Annotated in this window: 29 protein-coding genes; 14 read left to right on the top strand and 15 right to left on the bottom strand. The window is 70.1% G+C overall.

Translation table 11 applies throughout. The features are described 5' to 3' along the window. Positions 1 to 87 precede the first annotated feature (87 nt). Positions 88 to 792, bottom strand: a complete 705-nt coding sequence (locus ABZ463_RS29630) for a Sir2 family NAD-dependent protein deacetylase (RefSeq protein WP_362781092.1) — start codon at positions 790 to 792, stop codon at positions 88 to 90. Positions 793 to 880: 88 nt separating this feature from the next. On the opposite strand from ABZ463_RS29630, the gene ABZ463_RS29625 reads away from it, so the two are divergent. From ABZ463_RS29625 to ABZ463_RS29615, 3 genes are read left to right on the top strand one after another with little or no spacing between them, the layout of a single operon-like run. Further along, on the top strand, positions 881 to 2614 hold the full coding sequence (locus ABZ463_RS29625) for a pyruvate dehydrogenase (RefSeq protein WP_362781090.1): 1734 nt from the start codon (positions 881 to 883) through the stop codon (positions 2612 to 2614). Positions 2615 to 2637: 23 nt separating this feature from the next. Next, positions 2638 to 3717 carry a DUF2293 domain-containing protein gene (locus tag ABZ463_RS29620; RefSeq protein ID WP_362781087.1) on the top strand — a complete coding sequence of 360 codons (1080 nt, stop codon included), beginning with the start codon at positions 2638 to 2640 and terminating at the stop codon, positions 3715 to 3717. Next, entirely contained in the window at positions 3701 to 4090 is a 390-nt protein-coding gene (locus tag ABZ463_RS29615; RefSeq protein ID WP_352014067.1) for an MmcQ/YjbR family DNA-binding protein, read from the top strand. The genes ABZ463_RS29620 and ABZ463_RS29615 overlap by 17 nt, the downstream gene beginning before the upstream one ends. 8 nt (positions 4091 to 4098) lie before the next feature. Here the strand turns inward: ABZ463_RS29615 and ABZ463_RS29610 are convergent, their stop codons facing one another. Beyond that, positions 4099 to 4365 (bottom strand): hypothetical protein, encoded by a 267-nt coding sequence (locus ABZ463_RS29610; RefSeq protein ID WP_352014068.1) that lies wholly within the window; start codon positions 4363 to 4365, stop codon positions 4099 to 4101. Positions 4366 to 4868: 503 nt separating this feature from the next. Between ABZ463_RS29610 and ABZ463_RS29605 the strand changes: the two genes are divergently transcribed. Then, positions 4869 to 5582 carry a hypothetical protein gene (locus ABZ463_RS29605; protein WP_352014069.1) on the top strand — a complete coding sequence of 238 codons (714 nt, stop codon included), beginning with the start codon at positions 4869 to 4871 and terminating at the stop codon, positions 5580 to 5582. Between the two features lie 82 nt (positions 5583 to 5664). Here ABZ463_RS29605 and ABZ463_RS29600 read toward each other — a convergent pair whose 3' ends face one another. Genes ABZ463_RS29600 through ABZ463_RS29565 form a run of 8 tightly spaced genes read right to left on the bottom strand, consistent with a single transcriptional unit; the run spans position 5665 to position 12527 of the window. Next, positions 5665 to 6636 (bottom strand): amidohydrolase family protein, encoded by a 972-nt coding sequence (locus tag ABZ463_RS29600; protein ID WP_352014070.1) that lies wholly within the window; start codon positions 6634 to 6636, stop codon positions 5665 to 5667. Positions 6637 to 6639: 3 nt separating this feature from the next. Next, on the bottom strand, positions 6640 to 7155 hold the full coding sequence (locus ABZ463_RS29595) for a 3-hydroxyanthranilate 3,4-dioxygenase (RefSeq protein WP_362781082.1): 516 nt from the start codon (positions 7153 to 7155) through the stop codon (positions 6640 to 6642). Further along, positions 7152 to 7571, bottom strand: coding sequence for a RidA family protein (locus tag ABZ463_RS29590; protein ID WP_352014072.1), 420 nt, complete (start codon positions 7569 to 7571; stop codon positions 7152 to 7154). Before ABZ463_RS29590 ends, ABZ463_RS29595 begins: the two co-directional genes overlap by 4 nt. Beyond that, the gene (locus ABZ463_RS29585; RefSeq protein ID WP_362781078.1) at positions 7568 to 8347 is read right to left on the bottom strand and encodes a fumarylacetoacetate hydrolase family protein; all 780 of its coding nucleotides are present in this window, start codon (positions 8345 to 8347) and stop codon (positions 7568 to 7570) included. Before ABZ463_RS29585 ends, ABZ463_RS29590 begins: the two co-directional genes overlap by 4 nt. Beyond that, positions 8344 to 9357, bottom strand: a complete 1014-nt coding sequence (gene dmpG, locus ABZ463_RS29580) for a 4-hydroxy-2-oxovalerate aldolase (RefSeq protein ID WP_352014074.1) — start codon at positions 9355 to 9357, stop codon at positions 8344 to 8346. Before dmpG ends, ABZ463_RS29585 begins: the two co-directional genes overlap by 4 nt. Next, complete coding sequence (locus ABZ463_RS29575; protein ID WP_352014075.1) at positions 9354 to 10286, bottom strand: acetaldehyde dehydrogenase (acetylating); 933 nt, start codon at positions 10284 to 10286, stop codon at positions 9354 to 9356. The genes dmpG and ABZ463_RS29575 overlap by 4 nt, the downstream gene beginning before the upstream one ends. Next, complete coding sequence (locus ABZ463_RS29570) at positions 10283 to 11080, bottom strand: fumarylacetoacetate hydrolase family protein (RefSeq protein WP_362781074.1); 798 nt, start codon at positions 11078 to 11080, stop codon at positions 10283 to 10285. The genes ABZ463_RS29575 and ABZ463_RS29570 overlap by 4 nt, the downstream gene beginning before the upstream one ends. Next, complete coding sequence (locus tag ABZ463_RS29565) at positions 11073 to 12527, bottom strand: 2-hydroxymuconic semialdehyde dehydrogenase (RefSeq protein WP_362781072.1); 1455 nt, start codon at positions 12525 to 12527, stop codon at positions 11073 to 11075. The genes ABZ463_RS29570 and ABZ463_RS29565 overlap by 8 nt, the downstream gene beginning before the upstream one ends. Positions 12528 to 12600: 73 nt before the next feature. Between ABZ463_RS29565 and ABZ463_RS29560 the strand changes: the two genes are divergently transcribed. From ABZ463_RS29560 to ABZ463_RS29530, 7 genes are all read left to right on the top strand, one after another. Next, positions 12601 to 13359: an IclR family transcriptional regulator gene (locus tag ABZ463_RS29560; protein ID WP_352014078.1), complete on the top strand. Its 759-nt coding sequence runs from the start codon at positions 12601 to 12603 to the stop codon at positions 13357 to 13359. A gap of 161 nt (positions 13360 to 13520) precedes the next feature. Further along, positions 13521 to 14375, top strand: coding sequence for a hypothetical protein (locus ABZ463_RS29555; RefSeq protein WP_352014079.1), 855 nt, complete (start codon positions 13521 to 13523; stop codon positions 14373 to 14375). Beyond that, a complete protein-coding gene (locus ABZ463_RS29550) occupies positions 14372 to 14773 on the top strand; it encodes a type II toxin-antitoxin system VapC family toxin (RefSeq protein WP_352014080.1) in 402 nt (133 codons plus the stop codon). The genes ABZ463_RS29555 and ABZ463_RS29550 overlap by 4 nt, the downstream gene beginning before the upstream one ends. Positions 14774 to 14832: 59 nt before the next feature. Then, a complete protein-coding gene (locus ABZ463_RS29545; protein ID WP_352014081.1) occupies positions 14833 to 15543 on the top strand; it encodes a dienelactone hydrolase family protein in 711 nt (236 codons plus the stop codon). 50 nt (positions 15544 to 15593) lie between these two features. Continuing rightward, entirely contained in the window at positions 15594 to 16136 is a 543-nt protein-coding gene (locus ABZ463_RS29540) for a VanZ family protein (RefSeq protein WP_352014082.1), read from the top strand. A 149-nt stretch (positions 16137 to 16285) separates the two neighbouring features. Beyond that, positions 16286 to 17038: a GntR family transcriptional regulator gene (locus tag ABZ463_RS29535; protein WP_352014083.1), complete on the top strand. Its 753-nt coding sequence runs from the start codon at positions 16286 to 16288 to the stop codon at positions 17036 to 17038. 122 nt (positions 17039 to 17160) lie between these two features. Beyond that, a complete protein-coding gene (locus ABZ463_RS29530; protein ID WP_352014084.1) occupies positions 17161 to 17394 on the top strand; it encodes a hypothetical protein in 234 nt (77 codons plus the stop codon). A gap of 230 nt (positions 17395 to 17624) precedes the next feature. Here the strand turns inward: ABZ463_RS29530 and ABZ463_RS29525 are convergent, their stop codons facing one another. Then, a complete protein-coding gene (locus tag ABZ463_RS29525; RefSeq protein ID WP_362781066.1) occupies positions 17625 to 18719 on the bottom strand; it encodes a hypothetical protein in 1095 nt (364 codons plus the stop codon). Between the two features lie 171 nt (positions 18720 to 18890). On the opposite strand from ABZ463_RS29525, the gene ABZ463_RS29520 reads away from it, so the two are divergent. The 3 genes from ABZ463_RS29520 (at position 18891) to ABZ463_RS29510 (ending at position 21219) form a co-directional block, all read left to right on the top strand. Then, the gene (locus tag ABZ463_RS29520; RefSeq protein ID WP_352014086.1) at positions 18891 to 19433 is read left to right on the top strand and encodes a gamma carbonic anhydrase family protein; all 543 of its coding nucleotides are present in this window, start codon (positions 18891 to 18893) and stop codon (positions 19431 to 19433) included. Positions 19434 to 19480: 47 nt separating this feature from the next. Continuing rightward, entirely contained in the window at positions 19481 to 20824 is a 1344-nt protein-coding gene (locus ABZ463_RS29515) for a hypothetical protein (RefSeq protein ID WP_352014087.1), read from the top strand. A gap of 233 nt (positions 20825 to 21057) precedes the next feature. Next, positions 21058 to 21219 carry a hypothetical protein gene (locus ABZ463_RS29510; RefSeq protein ID WP_362781062.1) on the top strand — a complete coding sequence of 54 codons (162 nt, stop codon included), beginning with the start codon at positions 21058 to 21060 and terminating at the stop codon, positions 21217 to 21219. Between the two features lie 88 nt (positions 21220 to 21307). Here ABZ463_RS29510 and ABZ463_RS29505 read toward each other — a convergent pair whose 3' ends face one another. The 4 genes from ABZ463_RS29505 to ABZ463_RS29490 form a co-directional block, all read right to left on the bottom strand. Next, positions 21308 to 21589 carry a metal-sensitive transcriptional regulator gene (locus tag ABZ463_RS29505; RefSeq protein WP_352014088.1) on the bottom strand — a complete coding sequence of 94 codons (282 nt, stop codon included), beginning with the start codon at positions 21587 to 21589 and terminating at the stop codon, positions 21308 to 21310. Between the two features lie 73 nt (positions 21590 to 21662). Beyond that, complete coding sequence (locus tag ABZ463_RS29500) at positions 21663 to 22742, bottom strand: glycosyltransferase (RefSeq protein ID WP_352014089.1); 1080 nt, start codon at positions 22740 to 22742, stop codon at positions 21663 to 21665. Further along, positions 22739 to 23542, bottom strand: a complete 804-nt coding sequence (locus ABZ463_RS29495) for a hypothetical protein (protein ID WP_352014090.1) — start codon at positions 23540 to 23542, stop codon at positions 22739 to 22741. The genes ABZ463_RS29500 and ABZ463_RS29495 overlap by 4 nt, the downstream gene beginning before the upstream one ends. A gap of 173 nt (positions 23543 to 23715) precedes the next feature. Next, positions 23716 to 25848: a heterodisulfide reductase-related iron-sulfur binding cluster gene (locus tag ABZ463_RS29490; RefSeq protein WP_352014091.1), complete on the bottom strand. Its 2133-nt coding sequence runs from the start codon at positions 25846 to 25848 to the stop codon at positions 23716 to 23718. Positions 25849 to 25972 lie beyond the last annotated feature (124 nt).

The following is a 25972-nucleotide window of genomic DNA, read 5'->3' as shown; positions in this document are numbered from 1 at the left end:
GGTTCGGGCCGACCGGTTACCGGCGCCGGTCGGCCCGAACCCGGCGGGCCCTGCCCGTCAAGGCCCATCAAGGCCCGTCAAGGCCCGTCAGGCCGTGAGCGCGGCGCACAGCCGGGGTACGGCCACGCCGATCGGGTCGTGGACGACCTCGTCGGCCATGTGGTCGTAGGCCGTCGGCTCCCCGTTGACGATGACCACCCTGGCCCCCGCCTCCGCCGCGATCGAGACCAGGGTCGCCGCGGGCCGTACCTGCAGGGAGGTGCCCACGGCGACGAACACCTCGCAGTTCCCTGCCGCCTCGACCGCCCTGGACAGGACATCCTGGTCGAGGGACTGACCGAACATCACGGTCGCGGTCTTCAGGATGCCGCCGCACGCGCGGCAGGCCGGGTCGTCCTCCCCCGCCATGATCCGTTCGACCGCCTCACGCGTCGTCGAGTCCGCCCCGCACGAGGTGCACACCGCGCCGAACATGTTGCCGTGCAGTTCGAGCACCCGGTCCGGCGGCGACCCGGCGCGCCGGTGCAGGCCGTCGACGTTCTGCGTGATGATCCAGGCGTCCGGCAGCGTGGCCAGGGCGCGGTGGGCGGCGTTCGGCTCGGCGTCCCAGGCTGGACTGTCGCGGCGGAACAGCCATGACCGCCGTCTGATCTCGGCGCTGCCCATGTAGCGGTGGTAGGTGACGAGCTTCTCCTGCTCCGGGTCCGCGCGCCACAGGCCGTTCGGGCCTCGATAGTCGGGAATGCCGGATTCGGTGGAGATGCCCGCCCCCGTCAGTACGGTCACCGTCATCGCCCAATCGTAGTCAGCCCTACGCGGTCCGGAGTGATTCGGAAAAAACCGGTGAGGTACCCCATGACGCGAAACGAGGGGGAGCGCCATGGGGACCGTCGCCGAGCAGTTCGTCCAGGTGTTGCGGCAGGCCGGAGTCGAACGGATCTACGGGGTCGTGGGCGACAGCCTCAACCCGGTGGTCGACGCGGTGCGCAGAACCGGGGGCATCGACTGGGTCCAGGTACGCAACGAGGAGGCCGGGGCCTTCGCCGCCGCCGCCGAGGCGCAGGTCACCGGGCGGCTCGCGGTGTGCGCGGGCAGCTGCGGGCCCGGCAACACCCACCTGGTGCAGGGCCTGTACGACGCCCACCGCAGCCGTGCCCCCGTACTCGCGCTGGCCTCGCAGATCCCCAGCCCGCAGATCGGGACGGACTTCTTCCAGGAGACCCACCCGGAACGGCTGTTCACCGAGTGCGCCGGCTTCTGCGAGGTGATCGGCACGGCGGAGCAGATGCCCAGGGTGCTGCGCGTGGCCGTACAGCGGGCGATCGGCGGCCCGGGAGTCTCCGTGGTCGTCCTGCCCGGCGACGTGGCGCAGCTGCGGGTGTCCCAGGAGGCCGGGCCGCACGACTTCCTCACCCAGCCGGGCACCCTCCACCCTCCGGCCGACCAGGTCTCCGAGCTGGCCGTCGCGCTGAACGCCGCCGAGAAGGTGATGCTGTTCTGCGGCGCCGGGGTGCGCGGCGCGCACGAGGAGGTCATGGCGCTGGCCGCCCGCACGCTCGCCCCGGTCGGGCACGCCCTGCGGGGCAAGGAGTGGATCCAGTACGACAACCCCTACGACGTGGGGATGAGCGGCCTGCTCGGGTACGGCGCGTGCTACGAGGCCACACGGGAGGCCGACCTGCTGGTGCTGCTGGGCACGGACTTCCCCTACGACGAGTTCCTGCCCGGCGCGCGGACCGTCCAGGTGGACCACGACGCGGGCAGCCTGGGCCGCAGGACGCCGCTCGAACTGGCCGTACACGGCGACGTCGGGGAGACGCTGCGGGCCGTACTGCCCGACGTGCGCCAGAAGCAGGACCGGCGCTACCTGGACAGGATGCTCGAACGGCACCTGAAGGCCCTGGACAACGTGGTGGACGCCTACACCCGGGACATCGAGCACCATGTCCCGATCCATCCCGAGTACGTCGCCGACGTGCTGGACGAGCTGGCCGGCGACGACACGGTCTTCACCGTTGACACCGGGATGTGCAACGTCTGGGCCGCCCGCTACCTGACGCCGAACGGCCGCAGGCGTGTCATCGGCTCCTTCAGGCACGGGAGCATGGCCAACGCCCTGCCGCACGCCATCGGCGCCCAGTTCGCGGCCCCCGGCAGGCAGGTGATCTCGCTGTCCGGCGACGGCGGGCTCGGCATGCTGCTCGGCGAGCTGCTCACCGTACGGGACCACGACCTTCCGGTGAAGATCGTGGTGTTCAACAACTCCTCGCTCGGCATGGTGAAGCTGGAGATGCTGGTCGACGGCCTCCCCGACTTCGGCACCGACTACCCCTTCACCGACTACGCGGCGATCGCCACGGCGATGGGCGTCGAGGCCGTGACCGTGCGCAGTCCCTCGGAGGTCCGCGAGGCGCTCGGCACGGCCCTGGAGGCCCCCGGCCCGTACCTGGTGGACGTCGTCACCGACCCGAACGTGCTGTCCATCCCGCCGCGCATCACCGGAGAGCAGGTCAAGGGGTTCGCCAAGGCCGCGAGCAAGGTGGTGCTGAGCGGCGGCGTCGGACGCATGATCGACATGGCGAGGGCGAACCTGCGCAACATTCCCCGTCCCTGATTCCCGTACGGCAGGCTGTCGGGGTGAGCAGACTGCAGCGGCGGATCACCGAGGCGGCCGAGGCCGCGCTCGCCCAGCGTGGGTTCGTCACCGTGATCGACGTGCTGACGGGCCTGCGCTGGCTGCGCGCCGGTCAGGTGGACACCTGGCGGCAGGGCGGGGCCGCCACGCTTGAGGAGCTGACCGCGGTCGACGGCGCCCGGATGACCGAGGCGGCCCTCCTGCTCAGGCGCTGGGCGCTCGAACGGGAGCTGACCGAGGGCGAGAGCGCCTACCTGTCGAGCGGCAGGGACCGGGGCGAGCTGCGTTTCCTGGCCGGGGGCGAGGAGTCGGTCTTCCGTGTCCACTGGGTCTCCCCCGACATGAGCGAGGCCAGGAGGAGGCGGCTGGCCGAACGGCAGGCCAAGGCCCCCGACCTGGTCGCGGTCGAGCCCCAGCGGGAGTGGAGGTGCGCGGGCTGTGGCGGGACGGGGCCGTACCTCATCATGGAGGGCACCGAGCCGTACTGCCTGACCTGCGCCGATCTGGACCACCTGGTCCTGCTGCCCGCGGGGAACGCGGCGCTGAGCCGCAGGGCGAAGAAGGAGAGCGGGCTGGCCGCCCTGGTGGTCAGGTTCAACCAACGGCGCAAGCGGTACGAACGCCTCGGCATCCTGGTCGAGGAGTCCGCGCTCGCGCTGGCCGAGGAGCAGTGCCTGGCCGACGAGGAGGTGCGGCTGCGCCGTCGCGAACGCGACCGGGAACGGCGCGCGGGCGAGGACGTGGAGTTCCAGGCGCGGATGGCCGCGGAGATCGTCAGGCTGTTCCCCGGCTGTCCGCCCGAGCGGGCCGAGGAGATCGCCCGGCACGCCGGTCAGCGGGGCAGCGGCCGGGTCGGCCGTACCGCGGCGGCCAGGGTCCTCGACGAGAACGCCGTCACGCTGGCCGTGATCGCCTCGGTGCGGCACCTGGACACCGACTACGACCGGCTGCTGATGTCCGGGGTCCCCCGGGCCGAGGCCAGGGAGCGCATCAGGAGCGGCATCGACCGGGTGCTCGCCCGCTGGCGGAGCGAGATTGTCGGTGCCGCTGGTCACAATGGGCGCCATGGACAGCTGGCGTGAGGTGCGGGAGACGATGCGCGGGTTCGCGCTGAGCCTTCCCGAGGCGTACGAGGACCACCCCTGGGGTGAGAGCGTCGTCAAGGTCAACAAGAAGATCTTCGTCTTCCTCGGCGTCGAGGAGCCGACCGACAGGTGGAGTCCGCACGTGGGCGTCAAGCTCCCCGAGTCGAACGGTCACGCCCTGTCCCTCGACGGCGCCAAGCCCTCGGGCTACGGCCTCGGCAGGGCGGGGTGGGTGACGATCCCGCTGACGGGCCCGCTGCCGGAGACCGAGGTGCTGCTCGACTGGGTCGAGGAGAGCTACCGGGCCGTGGCGCCCAAGCGGCTCGTCGCCACGTTGGACGCCTCGTCTCCCGGTGATGTGCCGAGCTGAGGGCTCCCTCAGTTGATGATGCCCCCGCTTCCTCTGCTGCCGCCCGGCGTCCTGTTGTCGCTGAGGTCGTCGTTGAGGATTCCGCCGGGGATGCGTTCCGGGTTCTGACGGTGGTGACGGTGGCGGTGACACTTGCCGTGTTTGCAGGGCTTCACGTTCTCTGTGACGCCCGGCGCGTCCACCTGGGCCGCCTGGGCCGGTGTCATGGCGGGCACGGCGAGGGCGCAGGCCCCCATCGCACCGGCCGCGAGAGCGTTCCTGATCCTGGTCATCATGGATGACTCCACGTGAATCTCAGACGGAACGCCGTGCCGCCACCGAGATGACGGCACGGCGTCGAACCGGAGACTTCCACGGTATGACCGCGAGGCCCCGGAGGCACCCCAGAGAGCCCCAAGGCCTCAGGCCCCTCGGATTACCATTCAGCCACTAAAAGCGATTACGCCAACACATTTAGCGACAGATCGTCTTTCATCCCCTGATTCCACCAAGTCCCACGGGTCAGGAGAATGTCCGCGAACCGCAATGGGCCGACCGCTTCGTGAGCAATGTGACCACTGACGGAAGAACGCCACCGCCACCTGCCTAGACGCCTTTCACCCGGCCTTTCCCTTTTAAAGAGACTTCGCGACGGCGTGGCGTCACACGACAACCATTGGCAACTGTAAGCATCCTTATCGTTACGTTGAGTCAACCAACGTAACGGGCACAGGCCGTATTTCGGTCAGATGGTTGGTCGCGGCCACGGGCCGCGTTCCGGAGAGAACGGTATCTTCCTATGTTCACGCCCATTCCCCGCACGGATGCCGTCGTAGCCCGCGCCAGGACCAGGTCCAGGGGGCTGACGACGGCGATTCTGGCCGGGTCCGCCTCCCTCGCGCTCGCTGCCTCCGTGTGCACGACCGTCACCGCGCCCGCCGCCCTCGGCAGCCAGGGTGACTCGGTCGCCGTCCCGAACCCGACGCCGACCATCCCCACGCTCAAGGAAGAGGCCCGCCGCAAGTGCAGGCCCCACAACTTCTTCAGGTTCCACCACTTCAAGCCGATCAACTTCTTCCTTCCCAGGACCCGCTTCATCGACGGCCCCGGCGGCACGATCACGGCGAGCGTCAGGCGGCAGTACCGCGTGTACTTCGAGGTGGAGATCGAGCGCGAGAAGCAGAGCGAGATCAAGCACGACATCGACCGCAACGCCCTGCACGAGGGAATCCTGCGCAGGCTGCGCAACAACGTCAACCCGCTGCTCGCCGAGGAGCACGTCGTCGAGGCCGGCCACCTGTACGCCAGGGACGTCACCCCCGGCAAGTACGGCAACCTCTGGTACCGCGTGTTCGGCTACCGGGTCGGCTGGTCGACCTGGAAGCAGCTTGAGGACTGCAGCGTCAACCACATCGCCACCGGCATCGCCAACGTCCCCGCCCGGGTCGAGGGCTGGCGCTACTGGGAGACCGACCACCCGATGTACCGCGGCCGCAAGCTGTCCGAGAAGTAGGACGCGGGCCGTACGGCGACGCCCGGGTGACCACCGTGCCAGGTCACCCGGGCGTCGCCGTACGCCCGTGAGGACAGAGGGGTCAGCGGCCGAGGAAGCGTACGGCGTTGCCGCCGAGCAGCCGCGCCCGCGCCTCCTCGGTCAGGAACCCGGCACCCCTGATCAGCGAGCCGACCGGCGTCTCCCCCAACGGGTAGGGGAAGTCGGAGCCGAGCATGACCCGCTCCTGCCCCATGGTGTCCACCAGCAGCCGCAGCGCCCGCTCGTCGAAGACCACCGAGTCGACGCTGAAGCGCTCCAGATAGGCCGAGGGCGGCAGCAGCGAGGTCCCGACCACGTCGTTGCGGCGGTGCCAGGCGTTCTCGAAGCGGCCGAGCCAGAAGGCGAACGAGCCGCCGCCGTGCGCGAAGCAGATCCGCAGGCTGTCGGGGACCCTGTCGAAGACGCCGCCCAGAATGAGGGCGAGCACCGACAGGTGGGTCTCCGCCGGCATGCCGACCAGCCACTGGGCCATCCAGCGCCGCAGCCGGGGGCTGTCGGCCATGTCCCACGGGTGGACGAAGACCGGCGCGCCGACGGCCGCGCAGTGCTGGAGGAACTGGACGATCCCCGCGTCGTCGAGGTCGAGGTCACCGACGTGGTTGCCGATCTCGACGCCCGCGTGCCCCGCCGCCAGGCACCGGTCCAGCTCCGCGCAGGCCAGGTCGGGGTCCTGCAGCGGCACCTGGCAGAACGGCACGAGCCGCTCGGAGTCGCAGATCTCCAGGGCCAGGTCGTTGAGGATCCGCGCCACCCCGGCCGCCTGCGCCGCCGGGCGCTCGTAGGAGAAGAAGACCGGCGTCGGAGAGACGACCTGGACGTCGATCCCGTCGGCGTCCATCCGGTCGAGACGGACCCGGGGGTTCCAGCAGTCGTCCTGGATCCTGCGGAACTCCCGGTCGCCGAGCAGGATCATGGCCTCCCGCTCCGACTCGACCCTGAGCCTGGGCGCCTGCGGCCAGCCCAGGTCGGGCCAGCCCCGGGGGACGTGGTGGGTGTGGACGTCGATGATCAACGGCTATCCCTTGCCCGGGTGGAGGGCGCCGCAGTCGCCGCAGGTACGGGCCTTCTCGTCGTCGTAGAACGCCTGGAAGATCGGCGGCAGGTCGGACACGATGTCACGGACCTGGAGCTCGACCTCGTGTACGACGGCGTTGCAGTCCTGGCAGTACCACCGGAACTTCTCCAGCACGCCCTCCGGCCTGATCCGCTCGACCAGGAAGCCGACCGACCCCTCCTCGGGGCGCTGCGGCGAGTGCGGCAGGTTCGGCGGGAGCAGCCACATCTGGCCCTCCTTGACGTGCACGGTCTCCGGCCCGTCCTCGGTCATGACGTTGATGTGCATGTTGCCGCGGACCTGGTAGAACAGCTCCTCGTACGGGTCGACGTGGAAGTCGGTCCGCGCGTTCGGGCCGCCGACGACCATGACGATGAGGTCGTTCGCCCCCTCGAAGATCACCTTGTTGCCCACCGGGGGCTTGAGCAGGTGGGCGTGCTCGTCGATCCACTTGGTGAAGTCGATGGGCGGAATCACTGGCTCTCCTCCTTGTAGGCGACTGCCTGGATCTCGATCAGAAGATGGGGGTGGGGCAGCTGGTGGACCGCGACCGTCGTCCTGGTCGGTCCGGTCTCGTCGAAGTACTCCGCGTAGACCGCGTTGTAGCCGCCGAAGTCGTTCATGTTCACCAGGTAGGCGGTCACCTGGACCAGGTCGGAGAGGTCGGCTCCCACGGCCTGGAGGATGTCACGGATGTTCTCGATCACCGCCCTGGTCTGCTCGGCGATGTCGAGGCTGACCGTGCCGAACTCGTCGGCCCGTGCCCCGGCGATCGTGTTGTCCGGCCTGCGGGAGCTGGTCCCGGACACGTAGATGAGGTCGCCGGCCCGCTTGACGTGCGGGAACCTGCCACGCGGCGTGGCCTTCCCGCCGACGACCACGCCCTCGCTCACGGCGCCTCCCCGTTGACGGCGCCCGCGGCGGTGAAGGAGACCGACCCCAGGTGCTGGGCCTGCACCCTGACGTGCGCGCCCGCCGGGAGCGGCTCGGCCGGGGTCGCGGCGCCCGCCAGCAGGATCCAGCCGGGCTCGATGACCACCCCGGCCTGTACGGCCAGCCGCGCGGCCTCGACCACGGCCCTGCGCGGGTCGCCGAGGATGGCTCCGGTCGATCCGGCCTGGACGACCCGGCCGTCGATCTCCAGCAGCACGCCGAGGTTCCACAGCGCCGGGTCGTACGGCCGCCACGGGCCGACGACGTAGCCCGCGGCCGAGGTGTTGTCGGCGATCACGTCGGGCAGCGAGAAGCGGAAGTTCTCGTAGCGGGAGTCGATGATCTCGATGCCGGGCGCCATGGCCACCACGGCACCGGGGGCGAGGGCGTCGGCGACGGTGGCGATGCGCCTGCCGACGAGGTAGACGACCTCCGGCTCGATACGTGGGTGGATATAGCCGGAAATATCAGCGTTTGAGCCGTCCAGGACCGCCGACGACTCCGGCACCCTGCCGAAGATCACGTCGTGCACGCCCATCTGGCGGCGCTTGCCCTCGCTGGTGAAGCCCAGCTTCACCCCGGCCAGCCGGTCGCCCCGGTCCAGGCGCAGCCGCAGCAACTCCTCCTGCACCCGGTAGGCGGTCGCCACGTCGTAGTCCTGCTCCGGCTGCCGTACGGCGCGAGCCGTACGGGCGGCCTCGTCGAGCACCGCGGCGAGCTTGTGGATGTCGGTCACGCGTTCTCCTTCGCGCGCGCCAGGTCCAGCGCGATGTCCACGATCATGTCCTCCTGGCCGCCGACCATCCGCCGCCTGCCCGCCTCCGTCAGGATGGCCCGGGTGTCGATCCCGTAGCGCTCGGAGGCCGCCTCCGCGTGACGCAGGAAGCTGGAGTAGACCCCGGCGTAGCCGAGCGTCAGCGTCTCCCTGTCCACCCGGACCGGCCGGTCCTGCAACGGCCTGATCAGGTCGTCGGCCGCGTCCATCAGGGCGTTGAGGTCACAGCCGTGCTCCCAGCCCATCAGGTCGGCCACCGCGACGAACACCTCGATCGGGCAGTTGCCCGCGCCCGCGCCCATCCCGGCCAGGGAGGCGTCGACCCGGAAGGTGCCGTTCTCCACGGCGACGACCGAGTTGGCCACGCCGAGGCCCAGGTTGTGGTGGGCGTGGACGCCGATCTCCGTCGCCTCGTCGAGCACCTCGCGGTAGGCCCTGACCCGGTCACGCACCCCGTCCATGGTCAGCCCGCCGCCGGAGTCGGTCACGTAGACGCAGTGCGCGCCGTACGACTCCATGAGCTTGGCCTGCCTGGCCAGCTCCTCCGGCGGCGCCATGTGGGACATCATCAGGAACCCGGCCACGTCCATGCCCAGTTCGCGGGCGGTGGCGATGTGCTGGGCGGAGATGTCGGCCTCGGTGCAGTGAGTGGCGATCCTGACCGAGGTCACGCCGAGCGCGTGGGCCCGCCTGAGGTCGTGGATGGTGCCGATCCCGGGCAGCAGCAGGGTCGTCAGCTTCGCCTGCCGTACGGCTCCCGCGACCGCCTCGATCCACTCGTCGTCGGTGTGCGCGCCCGCGCCGTAGTTGAAGCTGCCCCCGGCGAGGCCGTCGCCGTGGGCGACCTCGATGGCCGCGACGCCCGCGGCGTCCAGCGCGGCGGCGATCTGAGCCGCCTGCTCCGTGCTGTAACGGTGCCTGATGGCGTGCATGCCGTCCCGCAGCGTCACGTCCTGGACGTAGAGCCTCATGCGCCCACCTCCGCCAGCCGCTCGGCGGTGCGCAACGCGGCCGAGGTCATGATGTCCAGATTGCCCGCGTACGCGGGAAGGTAGTGGGCGGCCCCCTCGACTTCGAGGAAGACGCTCACCTTGACGCCGCCGGAGCGCTCCCCGGTCGGCAGCGGCTCACCCGCCGGGACGCGCTCGAACTGCACGTCCTGCTTGAGCCGGTAACCGGGCACATACCCGGCGACCCGCTCGACCATCTCCCGTACGGCCAGCTCGACCTCGGCCTCGTCACAGTCGTCGACGAGGCAGTAGACCGTGTCCCGCATGATCAACGGCGGTTCCGCCGGGTTGAGGATGATGATCGCCTTGCCCCGCGCGGCCCCGCCGACCTGCTCGATCGCCCGTGAGGTCGTCTCGGTGAACTCGTCGATGTTGGCGCGGGTGCCGGGGCCGGCCGACCTGGAGGAGATCGAGGCGACGATCTCGGCGTACCGCACCGGGACCCGCGAGGCCACCGCCGCCACGATCGGGATCGTCGCCTGGCCGCCGCAGGTCACCATGTTGAGGTTGCGCTCGCCGAGGTGGGCGTCCAGGTTCACCGGAGGCACCACGTACGGCCCGATCGCGGCCGGGGTCAGGTCGATGACCCGCTTGCCGTGCTCGCGCAGCACCCGGTCGTTGTGCACGTGCGCCCCGGCCGAGGTCGCGTCCAGGACGATGTCCACCTCGTCGAAACCGGGCAGCTTGACCAGGCCCTCGACACCCTCGTGGGTGGTGGCCACCCCGCGCCGCCTGGCGCGGGCCAGACCGTCGGAGTCGGGGTCGATGCCCGCCATCGCGACGACCTCCACCCGCCTGGACAGCAGCGCCTTGAACATCAGGTCGGTGCCGATGTTGCCCGACCCGATGATCGCGATCTTCACCGGCCCACCCGTGGTCACCGTCGTCATGAGAACACCGCCCTTACCGAACCGACGCCGTCGATGTGCGCCTCGAACACGTCCCCGGCCTCGACGGGCACCATCGGCCCGAGCGCGCCGGTCAGCACCACGTCCCCGGCCAGCAGCGGGAAGTCCTTGCCGCCGAGCGCGTCGGCCAGCCACACGGCCGCGTTGAGCGGGTGCCCCAGGCAGGCCGCGCCTGCGCCGGTCGAGGCCTCCTGGCCGTTCCTCGTCATGGTCATCCCGGCCAGCCTCAGGTCGAGACCGCGCAGGTCGACCGGGGTGTTGCCGAGCACGAACGCCCCGCTTGAGGCGTTGTCGGCGATGGTGTCCACCAGCGAGATGTTCCACCCGGCGATCCGGCTGTCCACGATCTCGATGGCCGGGAGCACGAAGTCGACCGCCCTGATGACGTCCGCGACCGTGAACGGCCCGCCGACCAGGTCGCTCTTGAGGACGACCGCGATCTCCGCCTCGGCCTTCGGCTGCAGGAACCGGGAGGCGGGCACGGGCAGCCCGTCCAGGCAGGCCATGTCGGCGAAGAGCATCCCGAAGTCGGGCTGGTCGACGCCCAGCTGCCGCTGGACCACGGTCGAGGTCAGGCCGATCTTCCGCCCGACCAGCCGCCGCCCCTCGTGCAGCGCCCTCCTGGTGTTGATCTCCTGTACGGCGTAGCCGACCTCGGCCGTCCCGCTCGGCAGCGTCTGCCGTACCGGGGGACACGGCTTGCCGTGGCGCGCCGCGTCGAGCAGCTGGTCGGCCGCCTCGGCGAGCGCGTCGGTCGCCTCGCTCCACTCACTCATGTTCCGGCTCCAGCTTGATCGTGATCGTGGTGGGTTCCGAGTAGAAGTCCAGGGAGTCGGTGCCGCCCTCCCTGCCGATGCCCGACAGCTTCACCCCTCCGAACGGGGTGCGCAGGTCGCGCAGGTACCAGGTGTTGACCCACACCAGGCCCGCCTCAAGGGACTGGGCGACCCGGTGCGCCCGGCTGAGCCGCGAGGTCCACACCGTCGCGGCCAGGCCGTACTCGCTGTCGTTGGCCAGTGCGATCGCCTCGGCCTCGGTGTCGAACGGCGTGACGTGACAGACGGGGCCGAAGATCTCCTCCCGGTTCACCCTGGAGGTCGGCGGCAGACCGGTCAGCACGGTCGGTTCGACGTAGTACCCCCCGTCCCGTTCGTCGCCGAAGCGCGGCACGCCGCCGCCCGCCCTGAACTCGGCGCCCTCCTTCTCGGCGAGCCGGTAGTAGGTCAGCACCTTGTCCCGGTGCTCGGCGGAGATCATCGGCATCATCGTGGTGTCCTCGTCCTCGGGACGCCCGAACCGCAGCTCCCCGGCCCGCTTGGCCAGGCGCGTGACGAACTCCTCGAAGATCGGCCGCTCGACGTAGAGCCGCTCGGTGCACAGGCAGACCTGCCCGCCGTTGGTGAACACCGAACGCACACTGCCCTCGACGGCCGCGTCCAGATCGACGTCCGCGAAGACCAGCCCGGCGTTCTTGCCGCCCAGCTCGAACGAGACCGGCTTGACCCGGTCCGCCACGCCCTTCATGATCGTCGATCCGGTACGGCTCTCGCCGGTGAAGGTGACCGCGTCCACCCCCGGGTGCTCCACGAGGAACTGGCCGGTCGAGCCGCCGCCGAAGCCGTGCACCACGTTCAGGACACCCGGCGGCAGACCGACCTCGGCGGCGATGTCGGCGAGCACGGCCATCGAGCCCGGCGTGTGCTCCGACGGCTTGACCACGATGGTGTTGCCCGCGACGAGCGAGGGGCCGATCTTCCAGGTCGCCAGCAGGAACGGCAGGTTCCACGGCACGATCACCGCGACCACACCGAGCGGCCTGCGCACCGTGTAGCTCAGCACGTCCTTCAGATGGAAGGCCTCGTCGGGGCGCTGGGCGGCGATCTCGGCGAAGGAACGGAAGTTGGCCGCGCCACGCGGGATGTCCAGCGTACGGGTCTGTGTGATCGACTTACCGGTGTCCGCGATCTCCGCGGCGACGAGCTCCTCGAACCTGGCCTCGATCGCGTCGGCGAGGCGGCGCATCCATCCGGCCCGCTCCGCGATCGGCAGCGCCGCCCAGCCGGGCTGTGCCGCGCGGGCGGCGGCGACCGCCTTGTCGACGACGGCCCGGTCCGCCTCGTGGACCAGGCGGACCACCCCGCCGGTCACGGGGTCGTGCGTCTCGAACGTCGCCCCCTCGGCGACCTGTACCCCACCGATGAAGTGGGTCACCTGGTCAGACAAGTCTTCTCCTCACGAAAGGACCACACCTGGTCACTACGTACGGGTATAGGCGCGGGGACTCCGTTGAGCAAGAATGAGTTCCGTGAAACGGAACACCGACCGGCTCTCGATGCTGGAGAAGTCCTGGCTCGTGCTCGACGCGTTCCGCCCCACGGGAGGCCCGCTGCGGCTCACCGAGGTCGCGGCGCGCTGCCATCTCCCCAAGACCACCGCCTTCCGGCTGCTCACCGAGCTGACCGAGATCGGGGCGGTCACCCGCCGGGACGACGGCTACTACCTCGGCCGCCGGCTGTTCGAACTCGGTAGCATCGTGCCCCTCGAACGCGACCTGAGACACGCCGCGCTGCCCTTCATGCACGACCTGTACGAGGCCACCCACGAGACCGTGCACCTGGGGGTGCGCGACGGCCTCGACGTGGTCTACGTCGAGAAGATCCGCGGCCAGGAGTCCTTCGCCCTGCCCTCACGTGTCGGCGGCCGTCTCCCGCTGACCTGCACCGGCATCGGCAAGGCGCTGCTGGCCTACTCGGGGCCCGGCCTCATCGAGGAGGTTCTCGGCCGTCCTCTGCGCCGCCTGACCCCGCACTCGATCGTGGACCCCAAGCGGCTTGAGGAGGCACTCGGCCAGATCCAGGCGGCGGGCCTGGCCTACGAGCGTGAGGAGTCCCAGCTCGGCGGCGCCTGCATCGCGGCCCCGGTCTTCGGCGACGGCGTGGCGGTCGCCGCCCTGTCGGTCTCCGTCCCGCTGGCCCGCTTCCAGCCCACCCGCCTGGCCCCCGCCGTGAAAGCCGCCGCCCTCGGAATCTCCCGAGCCCTGACCCGGGGCATCTGAGGTGACTTTTCAGATATTTTCGATCACTGACAGTGAGGAAATGCCATAGGCTCCCCGCGACGCCGCTCGGCGCCGAAGGGAAGGCGGGGTTACCGTGAGACCGAGAGGGGGTGGGTGCGACCATGACGGCACGACATGGCGATGCCTCGCCGGATTTCTCGATGAGCGTCCGGATCAGTGGACCCGCCTCCGAGGACGGACGGCTGCCGCTGGCAGAGCTCGCCCGCATCGCGGGCGGCCTGCAGATGACTCTGGAACGGCTGGCCCTGACAGGGCTCGGCACCTCCATCAGGCCTGGACGCAGGCCACGCGACGTGGTCGAGGCCGTACGGCTCGACTTCACCGGGTTCAGGCGAGGGTCTGCGATCCTCGATGTGACGCGCCCCCCACAGGCCGAGACGAACGACCTGCTCCAGCAGTCCCTGCGCATGCTCGACGAGGGCATCGAGCACGTCCGTCAGGGCCGGGGGCTCCCCTCCCACTTCACTCCTCCGGTGGTCAGCGGCCTTCGCCAGCTCGCCGGGGGAATCGGCTCAGGAGGAGTGAGCAGGATCGAACTGCTCCGCCCAGGAGGAGGCTTCGTGATCGACTCCGTCTTCCGTGAGGCACTGCGCGAAGCGCCCGCCCAGGCGACGGAAAGGGAGGTCACAGTGGTCGGCCGTCTCCACATGGGGGACTTCTCACCGGCCACCCTGCGCTGCCGGATAGACACCTACGCGGGGAGCATCCTGGCCGACTTCGACGGTGACCTGCGTGATCTCGTGCTCGACGCGATGGACCAGCTGGTCATGGCCGGCGGCAGAGCCGAGCTTCAGCCGGACGGCACCACCGTGCGGGTCATGCACCTGGAGACGGTCAGGCGCCTGACGAGCGCTCCCTCGTCTCCTCTCGGAACCCTCGCCCACGAGCAGGGTGTCTCCCCCGTAGGCGACGTCGAGGAGCTACAGGGCGAGGCCATCGACGACTTCGACGACTTCCTTGAGGCCATCAGTGCCGCGCGCAGAGGAGAGGGATGAGATACGTCTTCGTGGATACGGACGTGTTCTCGTACCTGTGGCAGGGGATCAACACCGACCAGTACAGACCACACCTCGAAGGCGCGGTTCCCGCGCTGAGTTTCGCCTCGGTCGGAGAGCTGTACTACGGAGCCGCCAAGAAGAACTGGGGGCCGAAGAAAGTCCAGGCGCTTGAGGAGGCCGTCCGCCGCTACCTCGTGGCTCCCTATCACGAGGATCTCGCGCGTCTCTGGGGCACTCTCAGGGCACAGGCCGTCGCCCAGGGCCATGCCCTCGGCGCCGCTCACCAGGTGAACGATCTGTGGGTGTGCGCCACGGCGATGTACCACGATGCTCCCCTGCTCACCGGGAACCGGCGCCACTTCACCGACTTCCCCGGACTGTCGCTCCTGGTGTGAGCCCTCAGGGGGAGATGCGGTTCACTGGGCTGAGGTGTCGGATGGCTCAGGAGGATCGTGTGGAGACCCGTGTTGAGAAGGTGGCCGTGGCGGACGGGTCCTTCGATCTGCATCTGTGGGTGCCCGAGGGCGGTCATGGCCCGGTCGTCCTGCTGATCCAGGAGATCTACGGGGTCGGGCCCTACATCAGGGGGGTCGCCGAGGAGCTCGCGGGGCTGGGGTACGTGGTCGGCGCGCCGGACCTGTTCTGGCGGATCCAGCCCGGCTGGGTCTCCGCCCACGACGAGGCCGGGACCGCGGAGTCGATACGGGTCGGCGCCCGGTTCGACGTCCCCCGGGGGGTCGCGGACGCGGCGGCGGCGCTGTCCCTGCTGCGCGAACTGCCCGAGGCGGACGGCCGTGCCGGGATCGTCGGGTTCTGCCTGGGCGGCTCGGTGGCCTACCTGCTGGCCGCCTCCCTGGAGGCGGACGCGCGGACGGACGCGGTGCTGTCGTTCTACGGCTCCGCCGTACCGGACGTGACGGGGTTGATGGAGCGGATCGCCTGCCCGTTGCTGCTCGTCTTCGGCGGCTCCGACCCCTACATCCCCCGTGACCGGGTCGCCCTGGTCGAACGGGCCGCGGCTGAGCGGCCGAACGTGGAGGTCCACGTGGCGGAACGGGCCGGGCACGCCTTCCTCAACCACGAGGCCCCGCAGTTCCACGATCCGCAGGAGGCACCCGCCGTCTGGGCGCTCGCCCTGGACTTCCTCGGCCGCCACCTGCGCTGAGTCGGGCCTTACCTGAAGGTCATCTTCCTGTACCCCGGCATCATTACCCCATGCGACAGGTCTGGGCTTTATGGGGAGATGTCATCGTCGTGAGCGCCCTGGCGGTCCCGCTCGCCCTGCTCGCCGTCCGCCTCCTGGCCCGCCGCCGCGCCCGTGACGGCCACCCCCACCCCACCCGTACGGCCGCCGCCGACGTCGCCATGGTGGCCGGGACCGTCCCCTGGATCTGGATGATCCTCACCCCGCGACCGGCCCCGAGCACCGTCAGCCTGGTCCCGCTCCGCGACCTCGCCGAGCTGTTCGGCAGCCCGGCCGTCACCGTGTTCGTGCAGGTCGGAGGCAATCTCCTGGTCTTCGCCGCGCTCGGCGCCCTGCTGCCGACGCGCGTGGCGCGCCTGGCCTCCCTCGCCCGGATCGCCGCCGTGGCCGCCTGCGCGTCGTGCACGGTCGAACTCCTCCAGTACGGCCTGCGCCTGGGCCGGGTGAGTTCCGTCGACGACGTACTGGTCAACACGGCGGGCGCCGTACTGGCCGCGATGGTCACGCGGAGGTGGTGGGCGTCACGGACGGCGGCCGAGACGGGTGTCCGGTAACGGACCGGGTAATTCCCGTCATTCGTCACACGGGTACGATCCGCTCAAAAGAAGCACGGGACCATCGTCTGCATCTGTGCGATCGTGGACAAGACGGGGCAAGTTCTCTGGAGACGCCAAACCCGGTTGGTGACAGAGGGTGATATAACGTGCAGCAATCCCCGGTTCCTCCCGAGCCCCCGATCTACCGGCGCATCGCCGACGGGCTTCGCGAAGCGATCCTGTCCGGCGCGCTCAGAGACGGGGACCGGCTTCCGGGCGAGAACGCCCTGATGGCCGAGCACGGCATAGCCCGCGCGACCGCCAGACAGGCCCTGTCCGTGTTGATCAACGAGGGCCTGGCCGTACCGAAACGCGGTTCGGGAGTCTACGTGCGGCTGTTCCGGCCGATCAGACGGCACGGCTCACGCAGGCTCGCGCAGCGGCAGTGGGGACAGGGCCAGGCGATCTGGGACTCGGACACCTCGGGGCGCCCCTACGCCGTCGACGAGGTGGAGATCGGCAGGGAGGCCGCCGAGGAGGAGGTCGCACGTGTCCTGGGCAGCGCCGAGGTGTGGGTACGGCGCAGACGCTACTCGGTCGACGGCAGGCCCGTGCAGCTGTCGGTCTCCTGCTTCCCCGCGGCTCTCGTCGAGGGCACACCGATCACCCTGCGGGACACCGGCCCCGGCGGCGTCTACGCGCGCCTGGGCGACCTCGGCCACGCCCCCGCCCACTTCACCGAGGAGGTACGGGCCCGCATGCCCCACCCCCACGAGACCGTCCAGCTCGACCTGCCCGCGGGGACCCCGGTCATCGCGATCGGCCGTGTCGCCTACACGGCGGACGGGACAGCCGTCGAGGTCAACGAGATGGTGCTGGACGCCGCGTCCTATGTACTCCAGTACGACTTCGACGCATAGATCAAGGCGACTCGTCAAGCGATAGGTTGACCTGTCCCCCACGATCATTGATTTCTCTAGAGAAGTGCATCACCGTCGAGAGGTGGACGTCGCGAGGGCCTGGGCGCGGGGAAGGTGCATAGATGTCATTCGATCGGCATCTGGCGGAAATCGCCCGGGAGTTTCCCGCGTGGACGATCTGGCGGAGCGACGCGGGTCGGTGGTGGGCAACCCGCCACCACCCGCTGACCTCCGCCCAGCGTGACCTCGGATGCGCGATGACCATCGACGCGGACGACCCCGAGAAGCTGCGCGAGCAGCTCCATCGTCAGCAGGACCTCTCCGAGCGGCCGGACGGCCCGGACGAGGACTCCTGAGGAGCCGCCCGGTGCCTGGTTCAGCGGATCGCGCGGCCCCGGCACCGGGCCCCCAATCGCGAAAGGCCCACGACCCATCGGGGGCGGGGGCCTTTCGCTTGATCACACCAGCTTGAATTCGCGGCCCGCACACCGGTGGGATGTGACACCACACGGACCGGGCCATCCGCCGGACGTCTCCTCGCCCGTCATGGGGCGCCCCGGACACAGGACGCCCCGCAGCGGAAGGGCTACGAGCGGGCGACGTACTCGTCGTTCCCCGTCCGGCCGCGCCGTTCCCGGCCGTCCCCGTCGTCCTCGACGATCACGCGGACGGCCTCGACGTCCGACTCGACGACGAGCAGGGTCTCCTCGTCCTGCCCGTCCCTTGCCTGGTCGGGGGTGAAGTCGGCCCTGGGGGTGAAGAAGTCCTGCCCGGAGAAGTCACCCTCCGCGCCGTCCTGGCCGTCCTGAGCCTCGGCGGCGGCGAGCTCGGGAGCCCGCGGGGCGTCCGGGGCGGGCAGGGCCTGCTGCGCGGGCGCCGGGGGCAGCACGGAGGCCTCGTCGATCAGCGGGCCCGCCGCGCCCTCGCGGTGGATCAGGTCACCGAGGACGGCGCCCATCTCGTTGAGCCGGCGCATGACCTCGTGGTGGGTGTCGGTGAGATATGTCACCCGGCGCCCGGTCGTCTCGTCCAGGATCGTGGCGCGCTGCTGGGCCGCCGTCAGCGTGGCGTGGGCCTCGGCGTTGGCTGAGGTCACCGTGGACTCGGCCTCGGTGCGGGCGCTGTCGATCATCCGCTCGGCCTCGTGCCTGGCGGAGGTGAGGATGCGGTCGGCCTCCGCACGGGCCGAGCGCAGGGTCTCCTCGGACTCGGCGCGGGCCGCGTTGACGGTCTCCTCCGCCTCGTTGCCCGCCTGGGAGAGCATCTGCTCGGAGGCGTTCGTGGCCTCGGACACACGCCGCTCCGCCTCCTGCTGGGCGGCGTTCAGAATGCCCTCGGCCCGCTCCATGGCGGAGGTGACCATCCGCTCGGCCTCGGTGGCGGCGTCGTCGCGGAGCTTGGTCGCCTCGGCGTCGGCGACCTGCCGCTTGGCGGCGGCCTCCTCCTCGCCCAGCTTCAGGATCTGGCTGAGCCGCTCGCCGAGCTCGTCGTAGTCCTGGGGGGCGTCGGAAAGCCGCCGACGAGCGTCAGCCAGCTCCGCACGACTCTGTTCCACCTGGTCGATCGCCCGTGCGAGCCGTTCCTCCAGATCGCGGACCTGGTTGCGGGTGCGGCTCATGTAGTCGTGGACCTGGCGGCGGCTGTAGCCGCGCATGACGACCTCGAACGAGTCTTCATGCATCAGATCGGGAAAGCTCTCGTGCTGGTTTGTCATCGCGCTACCCGTGGAGGTTGTGTTACGGAAAAGGAGACGTCAGGAGACGACTTTCCTGCTTACTGCCCAAGACCGCAACCGGAACGCGCCACCGGCCGCCGAAATATCGGGCATCCGGCCCCCTCGTACCATCGATGCATGAACGCCTCCCCCTACGTCGCGGCCCTCGACGGCGACGCGACCCCCCTGATCCACCCCGAGGCCTACGTCGCCCCCGGAGCCGTGATCGTCGGCCGGGTACGGCTCGGCCGCGCCGCCAACGTCTGGTACGGCTCGGTCCTGCGCGGCGACGACGAACTCATCGAGGTCGGCGAGGAGTGCAACATCCAGGACCTGTGCTGCCTGCACGCCGATCCGCGTGAGCCCGCCGTGCTTGAGGACCGGGTCAGCCTCGGGCACAAGGCGATGGTGCACGGGGCGCACGTGGAGACGGGGGCGCTCATCGGCATCGGGGCGATCGTGCTCGGCGGGGCCAGGATCGGCGCGGGCTCGCTGGTGGCCGCCGGAGCGCTGGTCGGGCCGGGCAAGCGGATCCCGGCCGGGGTGCTCGTCGCCGGGGTCCCGGGCAGGGTCGTCCGCGAGCTGACCGACGAGGACCGCGCCTCCTTCGCCCGCACGCCGGACAACTACGTGGCCAAGGCCGCCAGGCATCGGGCCGCGGCCGTCGTCCAGCCCGTCTGAGCGGCCCGTGGCCGTTGTAGGGCGCCCGCCGGGGGTGGATGGGTAACATGACCGCCGTGCGGCACTGGGACGGGTTTGACGCCATCGAGAGGGATCTGCGTGCCCTCGTGGGCGATCCCCGGTGGGGGACGCTGCCCCCCGTCGCCCGCGCCGAGGCCGTCTCCTCACGCGTCCTGGCCACCCCGGACGGGGGGCGCTGGCTGTTCGGCGCGCGCGCCCGGTGGTACCGCCAGGACCCGGCCGACGGCCGCTGGCACCTGACGGCCCCGCCCGCCGATCCGGCCCTGCGCACGGGCGCCCAGGTGGTGCGGACGCCCTCGCTGGTCCCGCCGCAGCTGGTCCCCGGCATCCACGACCTCACCGCCGACCGTGGCTCGGTGCAGGGGTTCGTCGGTCCCGACGTGCCGTACGAGATCACCGAGCGGCTGCGCGACCTGGTCGTCTCCCAGCGGGGCAGGCGCGTCCAGGACTTCCCGCTCACCGGTCCCTTCACCGAGTTCTTCGCCGGGGAGGTCCCCAGCCCCGTCGCCGCGATCTGGGGCACGCTCATGTGGTGCGCCTACGCGCCCGCCTTCGACGGCAACGAGGTGCTGCTGTCGATGTTCGGCGAGTTCCTCGCCCGCCCGCTGCCCGGCGACGAGTGGGTGCGCTGGCTGCCTCCGGCCTCGCTGGCCGACCTGGCGGCCCTGTACGGCGAGCGGGTCAGGGCCGGTCACCCTGAGGCGGGTCTGCGGCTGGTGGCGTTGATGGCGGACACGGCCGCGACCATCAGGTACGACGCGCGCTTCCGGCCCAGGGCCGACGTCCTGCTGGCCATGATCGACCCGGTGCTGCGCCGTACCGGGCCTGACCCGTCGGTGGCGCACTACGGCGACGACGCGGTACGGCAGGCGTGGCTGGCGCGGTGCCCGCCGCACGTGACGTTGCCCGACGACTCCCCGGGGGAGCACTTCCAGCACGCGATCTACGACCTGGTGGGGACGCTGGGGTTCCTGGTGCCGAAGGGCGCCGAGCCGCGGGCGGTCGCGGCCTCGCTGCTGGCCGCCGACCTGTCGGCCTTCGGGCCCAGGGCGGCCGACCCGCTCTATCCGTGGCTCGATCCCGAGTTACGGCACATCCTCCACGTGGTGCTCTCCGACCCCTCGCATCCGTTACGGGGGTGCTGGCCCCGTTCGGGCAGGCTGCCCTCCGCGCTCAACCCACCCGACAGGGCGGGGGCTGCGGCCTTCCTGGGGGCCGCCTACGCCATGGGGCTGGCGTGGTGCAACCTGACCGGAACACCGGTGCCCGAGCGGGGGTTCACCACGGCCGCCGCGGTCGTGCACCGTCTGACGCACGAACGTGACGATCCCGTCCCGGGTACCTCGGGAACCTTCCCGCGTCACTTCTGACACGGTTCAGCGCGATTAACTCACAGATTTAGTTATTTCACTCCCGTCACTGCTGTATCTCTTGGACCCCATATATATCTGGCAATTTGCCGAATTGTGATCTCAAAATCGGGAAACGATCCCGTTGGGGCTGTGGTGGTGTCGTGAGGAATGGTCCCGATGGGCCATGGGCACGAAAGTCCGCCCACCGTAACCTCGGAGAGGGTGTGGGCTGCGGAAGGAAGGACGACGCGGTGGGGCACGACGACCTGGACTCAAGGGTCCACGACCGTGTCGCGTTGGACGAGATCGCGCTCTACGCGGAGGTGCTGAGCGCCGTTGCCACCAGCGAACGGCCGCTCACCTTGGCGGAGCTCGACAACGCGCTCGGATTGAGCGCCTCGGCTGTTTGCTGAGGCCGATGAGAGAACCATCTGAACGACCTAGTCCCGGACTCCCCCTTCGGAGTCCGGGACGTAGTTCGTGAAGGGGTCCTGTGACTAGTTATGACCGGACGAGCCTGGCGATCGCCGCCGAGGCCTCTTTGATCTTCTCCTGGGCCTCGGGTCCGCCGGAGTTGACCGCGTCGGCGACGCAGTGCGAGATGTGGTCCTCCAGGAGGCCGAGCGCCACCGCCTGGAGCGCCCGCGTCGCGGCCGACACCTGGGTCAGCACGTCGATGCAGTAGGCATCCTCATCGACCATCCGCTGCAGGCCTCTGATCTGTCCCTCGACCCGCCGCAGCCTGGTCAGATAGGCCTGCTTGTCTCCGCTGTAGCCATGCATGTCCCAACGGTACCCGTGTCGCGCCCGACGGGAAGAGGCCGTGATCGAGCACTTGTCCCGCCGTGGACGGCCTTCAGGAAGAGGAGGAGGTCAGCAGCCTCTCCCACTGTTCGGCGACCACGGGCGCCGTGTGGACCGCGGCCGCCCCGAGCGCGCCGGCGGCGAGTTCCCTGCGCCGCCGTTCGTCGTCGATGAGCGCCAGCAGCGCGCCCGCGTAGGCCTCGATCTCGGCGCCCCCCTCGGCCACCAGGACCCCGCTGCGCCCCTCGACCACGAACTCGCCGGGCCCGCTCGGGCTGTCGAAACCGATCACCGGCACCCCGCTGGCCATCGCCTCGATCACCGTCATGCCGGGCGTCTGCGGCGTCTCGGCCCGCGAGGTCACCGCGACGATCGACGCCTTGGCGAACTCGCCGCTCAGGTCGGAGGTCGTGCCCATGAAGTAGACGTGGTTGTGCAGGTTCAGGTCCTGCACCAGGGAGCGCAGCCGCCGTTCCTCCGGGCCGCCTCCGTACAGGCGCAGGCGCCAGTCGGGGCGCTTGTCGGCGACGACGGCGAAGGCGCGGATCAGCCGGTCGTAGGCCTTGACCGGCACCCAGCGCCCACCCGCGGCCACGATGCGGTTGTCCATGCGGGAGCGCGGCCACGGCCCCGCGGGCAGCGCGTCGGGGATCAGCCTGACGTCGGCGCCGCCGTGCAGGAGGTGGTCCCAGTCCTGCCTGCCCCGCTCGGTCGCGGCGACGACGGCGTCGAGCCGGGGGTAGAACTTCGTGATCGGCCCCGGCGGGGAGGGACGTCCCCACTCGCGGGCGACGCGTACGGTCTCCCGGGGGACGTGCCGGGCGACCTGGACGCTCAGGCCGGGCCTGGTCGAGACGACCGCGTCGGTCCGCAGGGCGCGCAGCCGCCGCCACAGGGCGACCTCGGCGTGCACCTGTCCCCTGGGCAGCAGGTGCCGCACACCGGGCCGGTCGTCGACGACCCAGGACAGCCGCACCTTGGCGGAGATCGGGAAGAACGGCCTGTCGCGGTGGCGCCGTACGCTGAGGATCTCCACCTCGTGGCGCTCGGCCAGTTCACCGGCGAGGTTGACCACGGACCTGACGTCTCCGCGCATGCCACAGATCGAGGGCACCAGCAGGCAGATCCTCATCCACCGACCTCGATCGTGAGCTCGTCGTCGGCGGTGTAGCGGGGGCGGATCGGCACCCCGTCCACCCGGGTGGCCGGGTAGTGCAGGCGGCGGCGCTTGCCGTTCACGTCGTCGAGCCGGGAGGCCAGGCGCAGCGGGGCGGGCAGGCCGTCGATCTCCAGTGAGGGCGCCCAGGCCGTCGGCTGGGTGGGGTCTCCGGCCACCACGTCGCACAGGTCGCACAGGGAGAGCGCGGCGTGGAAGCGCACCCCCTGGACGGTCGCGGCCGCGGTCAGCGCGGAGCCGGAGGCGTCGTGGCGCAGCGAAAGGCGCGCCTCGTGCCGGGACTCGTCGTCGTCGAGGCCGGTGAAGGCCAGCAGGCCGGTGACCTCGAAGCGGCCCTCACGGAACCAGACCGCGCGGACCTCGGCGACCGGCTCCGCCTCGTCGATCTTCAGGGCCAGGAAGCCGTTGCGGGTCCGGTAGGCCCGGTAGGACATCGTGCGCCTGCTCAGCGCGTAGGCGTCGATGTGGTCCAGGGAGAAGCCGGGGTCGACGCTGTGCAGCCTGGTCCGTGACCCGTCCTGGTTGAGGTAGGTGTCCCAGCGGCCGGGGCTGAGCGGCAGCGGGGCCAGGGAGAAGGCGAGCGTCGCGTCACGCGCCCCGGCTCCCGTCGCCCCCAGTGCCAGCGTGTGCTCGACGGCCGTGCCCCGCTGACGCAGGACCAGCTCACTGCCCTCGCTGAGCGGTTCGTCGATGGCCAGGCGGAGGGACAGGACGTCGGCCAGGGTGACCTCGGCATCGGTTACGACGACATGCACCGTTAGCCCCCTCCCCGTCGAACGGCTGCCGCGACGTTGAGATTACCGTGATTTTTCTGTTATAGACAGGATAAGTTTCCGACCATCTGTCCTTTTCGCGCAATCTTGACCCCATGTCAGGTACGGCCCGCAAGTCGCAGGCCGTACCTGGACGGCGAAACCGGGGTTCCGGCCTACCCCTTGATGGACTTGATCAGCAGCTGGGAGACGTCGACGACCTCAAGCGTCTCCTTGGCCTCGCCGGCGTTCTTCTTCTCGTTGATCGAGTCGCCCAGCATGACCAGGCAGAACGGGCAGGCGGTCGAGATGGTGTCCGGGTCGGTGGTCAACGCCTCGTCGACCCGCTCGGTGTTGATGCGCTTGCCGATCCGCTCCTCCATCCACATCCGCGCACCGCCCGCGCCGCAGCAGAAACCCCGCTCCTTGTGCCGGTGCATCTCCTGCGCCTTGACGCCGGGGACCTTGGCCATGATGTCGCGCGGCTGGGAGTACACCTTGTTGTGGCGTCCGAGGAAGCAGGGGTCGTGGTAGGTGATCTTCTCCTCGATCGGCGTGACCGGGACCAGCTTGCCCTCGTCGACCAGCTTGGCCAGCAGCTGGGTGTGGTGCACGACCTCGTAGGTGCCGCCGAGCTGCGGATACTCGTTGGCGAGGGTGTTGAAGCAGTGCGGGCAGGTCGCGACGATCTTCTTGACCCCGGCCTCGTTGAGCGTCTCGATGTTCTGCTTGGCCAGCATGTCGAAGAGGTACTCCATGCCCAGGCGGCGGGCCGGGTCTCCGGTGCAGGCCTCCATCGGACCGAGCACCGCGAACTTCACCCCCGCGATGTGCAGCAGCTCGGCGACCGCCTTGGTGGTCTTCCTCGCCCTGTCCTCAAGGGCTCCGGCGCAGCCGACCCAGAAGAGGTACTCGGTGTCCTCGGGCATCTTCTCGTCGACGAGCTGGATCTCGATGGGGTCGTCCTCGCGCCCGGCCAGCTCCTCGATCCAGTCGGCCCGCTTCATCTCGGACATCCCCCACGGGTTGCCCTTGTTCTCCAGGTTCCTGACCATGACGCCGGCCTCGGACGGGAAGTTCGACTCCACCATCGCCTGGTAGCGGCGCATGTCCAGGATGTGGTCGATGTGCTCGATGTCCACCGGGCACTGTTCGACGCAGGCGCCACAGTTGGTGCAGGACCACAGCACGTCGGGGTGGATGACGCCGTCCTCGCCGACCAGCGGCTTGTCCAGCAGGGCCAGCACGTCCTCGTGCAGGTCGGCGCGCTGCTCCTGGGTCGCCGACAGGTACGGCGCGATCTTGAAGGCGTGGTCGCGCTGGTCGATGATGAGCATCTTCGGCGACAGCGGCTTGTCGGTGTTCCACGCCGGGCACTGCGACTGGCAGCGTCCGCACTCGGTGCAGGTGTAGAAGTCGAGGAAGCCCTTCCAGGTGGTGTCCTCGACCTTGCCCCGGCCGAGCCGGTCACCGTCGAGGTCCTCGTCCTCGAAGTCGACGACCTTGCCGTCGATCCGCAGCGGCTGGGCGGGGCCGTTGCCGTCGGGGCGGCGGGAGAACAGCACGTTCAGCGGCGCGGTGAAGATGTGCAAGTGCTTGGAGTTCACCACGATGATCAGGAAGACCAGCATGACGCCGATGTGCAGCAGCAGTCCGACGCCTTCGAGGACCTCGTTGGCCGTCTCACCCAGCGGGTGCAGCAGCGCCGCGGTGGCCTCGGAGGCGAACGCGCCCGAGGCGTAGGGCAGGTTGCCGGTGTTGTGGGCGGCCCCCCTGAACAGGAACATCGTCCAGATCACGTTGAAGATCATGAAGAGGACGAGCCAGGCTCCGCCGAGGTGCGAACCGGAGAAGCGGGACTTGCGGCCCAGCTTCTTCGGCGAGTTCCTCACCCTGATGACCGCGAAGACGACCAGGCCGACCAGGGCCGCGACCGCGATGAAGTCCTGCAGGAAGCCGAGCACCGGCCAGGTCCCGATGATCGGGATGTGGAAGTCGGGCGTCCCGGTGATCGCGCCCTGGATCAGCGTGCCGTACGCCTCCAGGTAGACGGTCGCCAGGATGAAGAAGGCCCACATGACGAAGAAGTGGGCGGTGCCCGAGGTGGTCCACTTCAGCAGTTTCCGCTGACCGAAGACCTCGACGAGCTGCGCCTTGATCTCGGTGCCGACGTTGTCCCTGGCGTACTCGATCCGCTCGGGGGCCGGTGCTCCCACGGTGGCGAGTTTGTAGAGGAACAACACACGACGCGCGGCGAGCGCGAGCGCGACGGCGGTCATGATCAGCCCGATGATCGCTACCCAGAGCACGGGTCCTCCCACAGACGGCGGTGGCTGTCAGGCGTACGACCGCGGCCCGTCCACGGTTGCGACGGATCGTCCCGCGCCGCCGCGATGCCGTGCGACGGACGGCGACACACGACGACCATGGCCA

Origin of the sequence: Streptosporangium sp. NPDC020145 (genome assembly GCF_040631275.1) — a bacterium.
Classification (GTDB): Bacteria; Actinomycetota; Actinomycetes; order Streptosporangiales; family Streptosporangiaceae; genus Streptosporangium.
The sequence above is the reverse complement of the archived record's forward strand: the minus strand, read 5'-3'. Positions and strand labels throughout refer to the sequence as shown.

Coding starts and splice junctions, on each gene's coding strand:
- dmpG (WP_352014074.1), bottom strand. CDS start 9,357: ATGAGGCTCTACGTCCAGGACGTGACGCTGCGGGACGGCATGCACGCC.
- ABZ463_RS29630 (WP_362781092.1), bottom strand. CDS start 792: ATGACGGTGACCGTACTGACGGGGGCGGGCATCTCCACCGAATCCGGC.
- ABZ463_RS29540 (WP_352014082.1), top strand. CDS start 15,594: ATGCGACAGGTCTGGGCTTTATGGGGAGATGTCATCGTCGTGAGCGCC.
- ABZ463_RS29550 (WP_352014080.1), top strand. CDS start 14,372: ATGAGATACGTCTTCGTGGATACGGACGTGTTCTCGTACCTGTGGCAG.
- ABZ463_RS29560 (WP_352014078.1), top strand. CDS start 12,601: ATGAGTTCCGTGAAACGGAACACCGACCGGCTCTCGATGCTGGAGAAG.
- ABZ463_RS29500 (WP_352014089.1), bottom strand. CDS start 22,742: ATGAGGATCTGCCTGCTGGTGCCCTCGATCTGTGGCATGCGCGGAGAC.
- ABZ463_RS29610 (WP_352014068.1), bottom strand. CDS start 4,365: ATGATGACCAGGATCAGGAACGCTCTCGCGGCCGGTGCGATGGGGGCC.
- ABZ463_RS29575 (WP_352014075.1), bottom strand. CDS start 10,286: ATGACGACGGTGACCACGGGTGGGCCGGTGAAGATCGCGATCATCGGG.
- ABZ463_RS29525 (WP_362781066.1), bottom strand. CDS start 18,719: ATGCATGAAGACTCGTTCGAGGTCGTCATGCGCGGCTACAGCCGCCGC.
- ABZ463_RS29605 (WP_352014069.1), top strand. CDS start 4,869: ATGTTCACGCCCATTCCCCGCACGGATGCCGTCGTAGCCCGCGCCAGG.
- ABZ463_RS29615 (WP_352014067.1), top strand. CDS start 3,701: ATGGACAGCTGGCGTGAGGTGCGGGAGACGATGCGCGGGTTCGCGCTG.
- ABZ463_RS29625 (WP_362781090.1), top strand. CDS start 881: ATGGGGACCGTCGCCGAGCAGTTCGTCCAGGTGTTGCGGCAGGCCGGA.
- ABZ463_RS29555 (WP_352014079.1), top strand. CDS start 13,521: ATGAGCGTCCGGATCAGTGGACCCGCCTCCGAGGACGGACGGCTGCCG.
- ABZ463_RS29530 (WP_352014084.1), top strand. CDS start 17,161: ATGTCATTCGATCGGCATCTGGCGGAAATCGCCCGGGAGTTTCCCGCG.
- ABZ463_RS29520 (WP_352014086.1), top strand. CDS start 18,891: ATGAACGCCTCCCCCTACGTCGCGGCCCTCGACGGCGACGCGACCCCC.
- ABZ463_RS29515 (WP_352014087.1), top strand. CDS start 19,481: ATGACCGCCGTGCGGCACTGGGACGGGTTTGACGCCATCGAGAGGGAT.
- ABZ463_RS29505 (WP_352014088.1), bottom strand. CDS start 21,589: ATGCATGGCTACAGCGGAGACAAGCAGGCCTATCTGACCAGGCTGCGG.
- ABZ463_RS29570 (WP_362781074.1), bottom strand. CDS start 11,080: ATGAGTGAGTGGAGCGAGGCGACCGACGCGCTCGCCGAGGCGGCCGAC.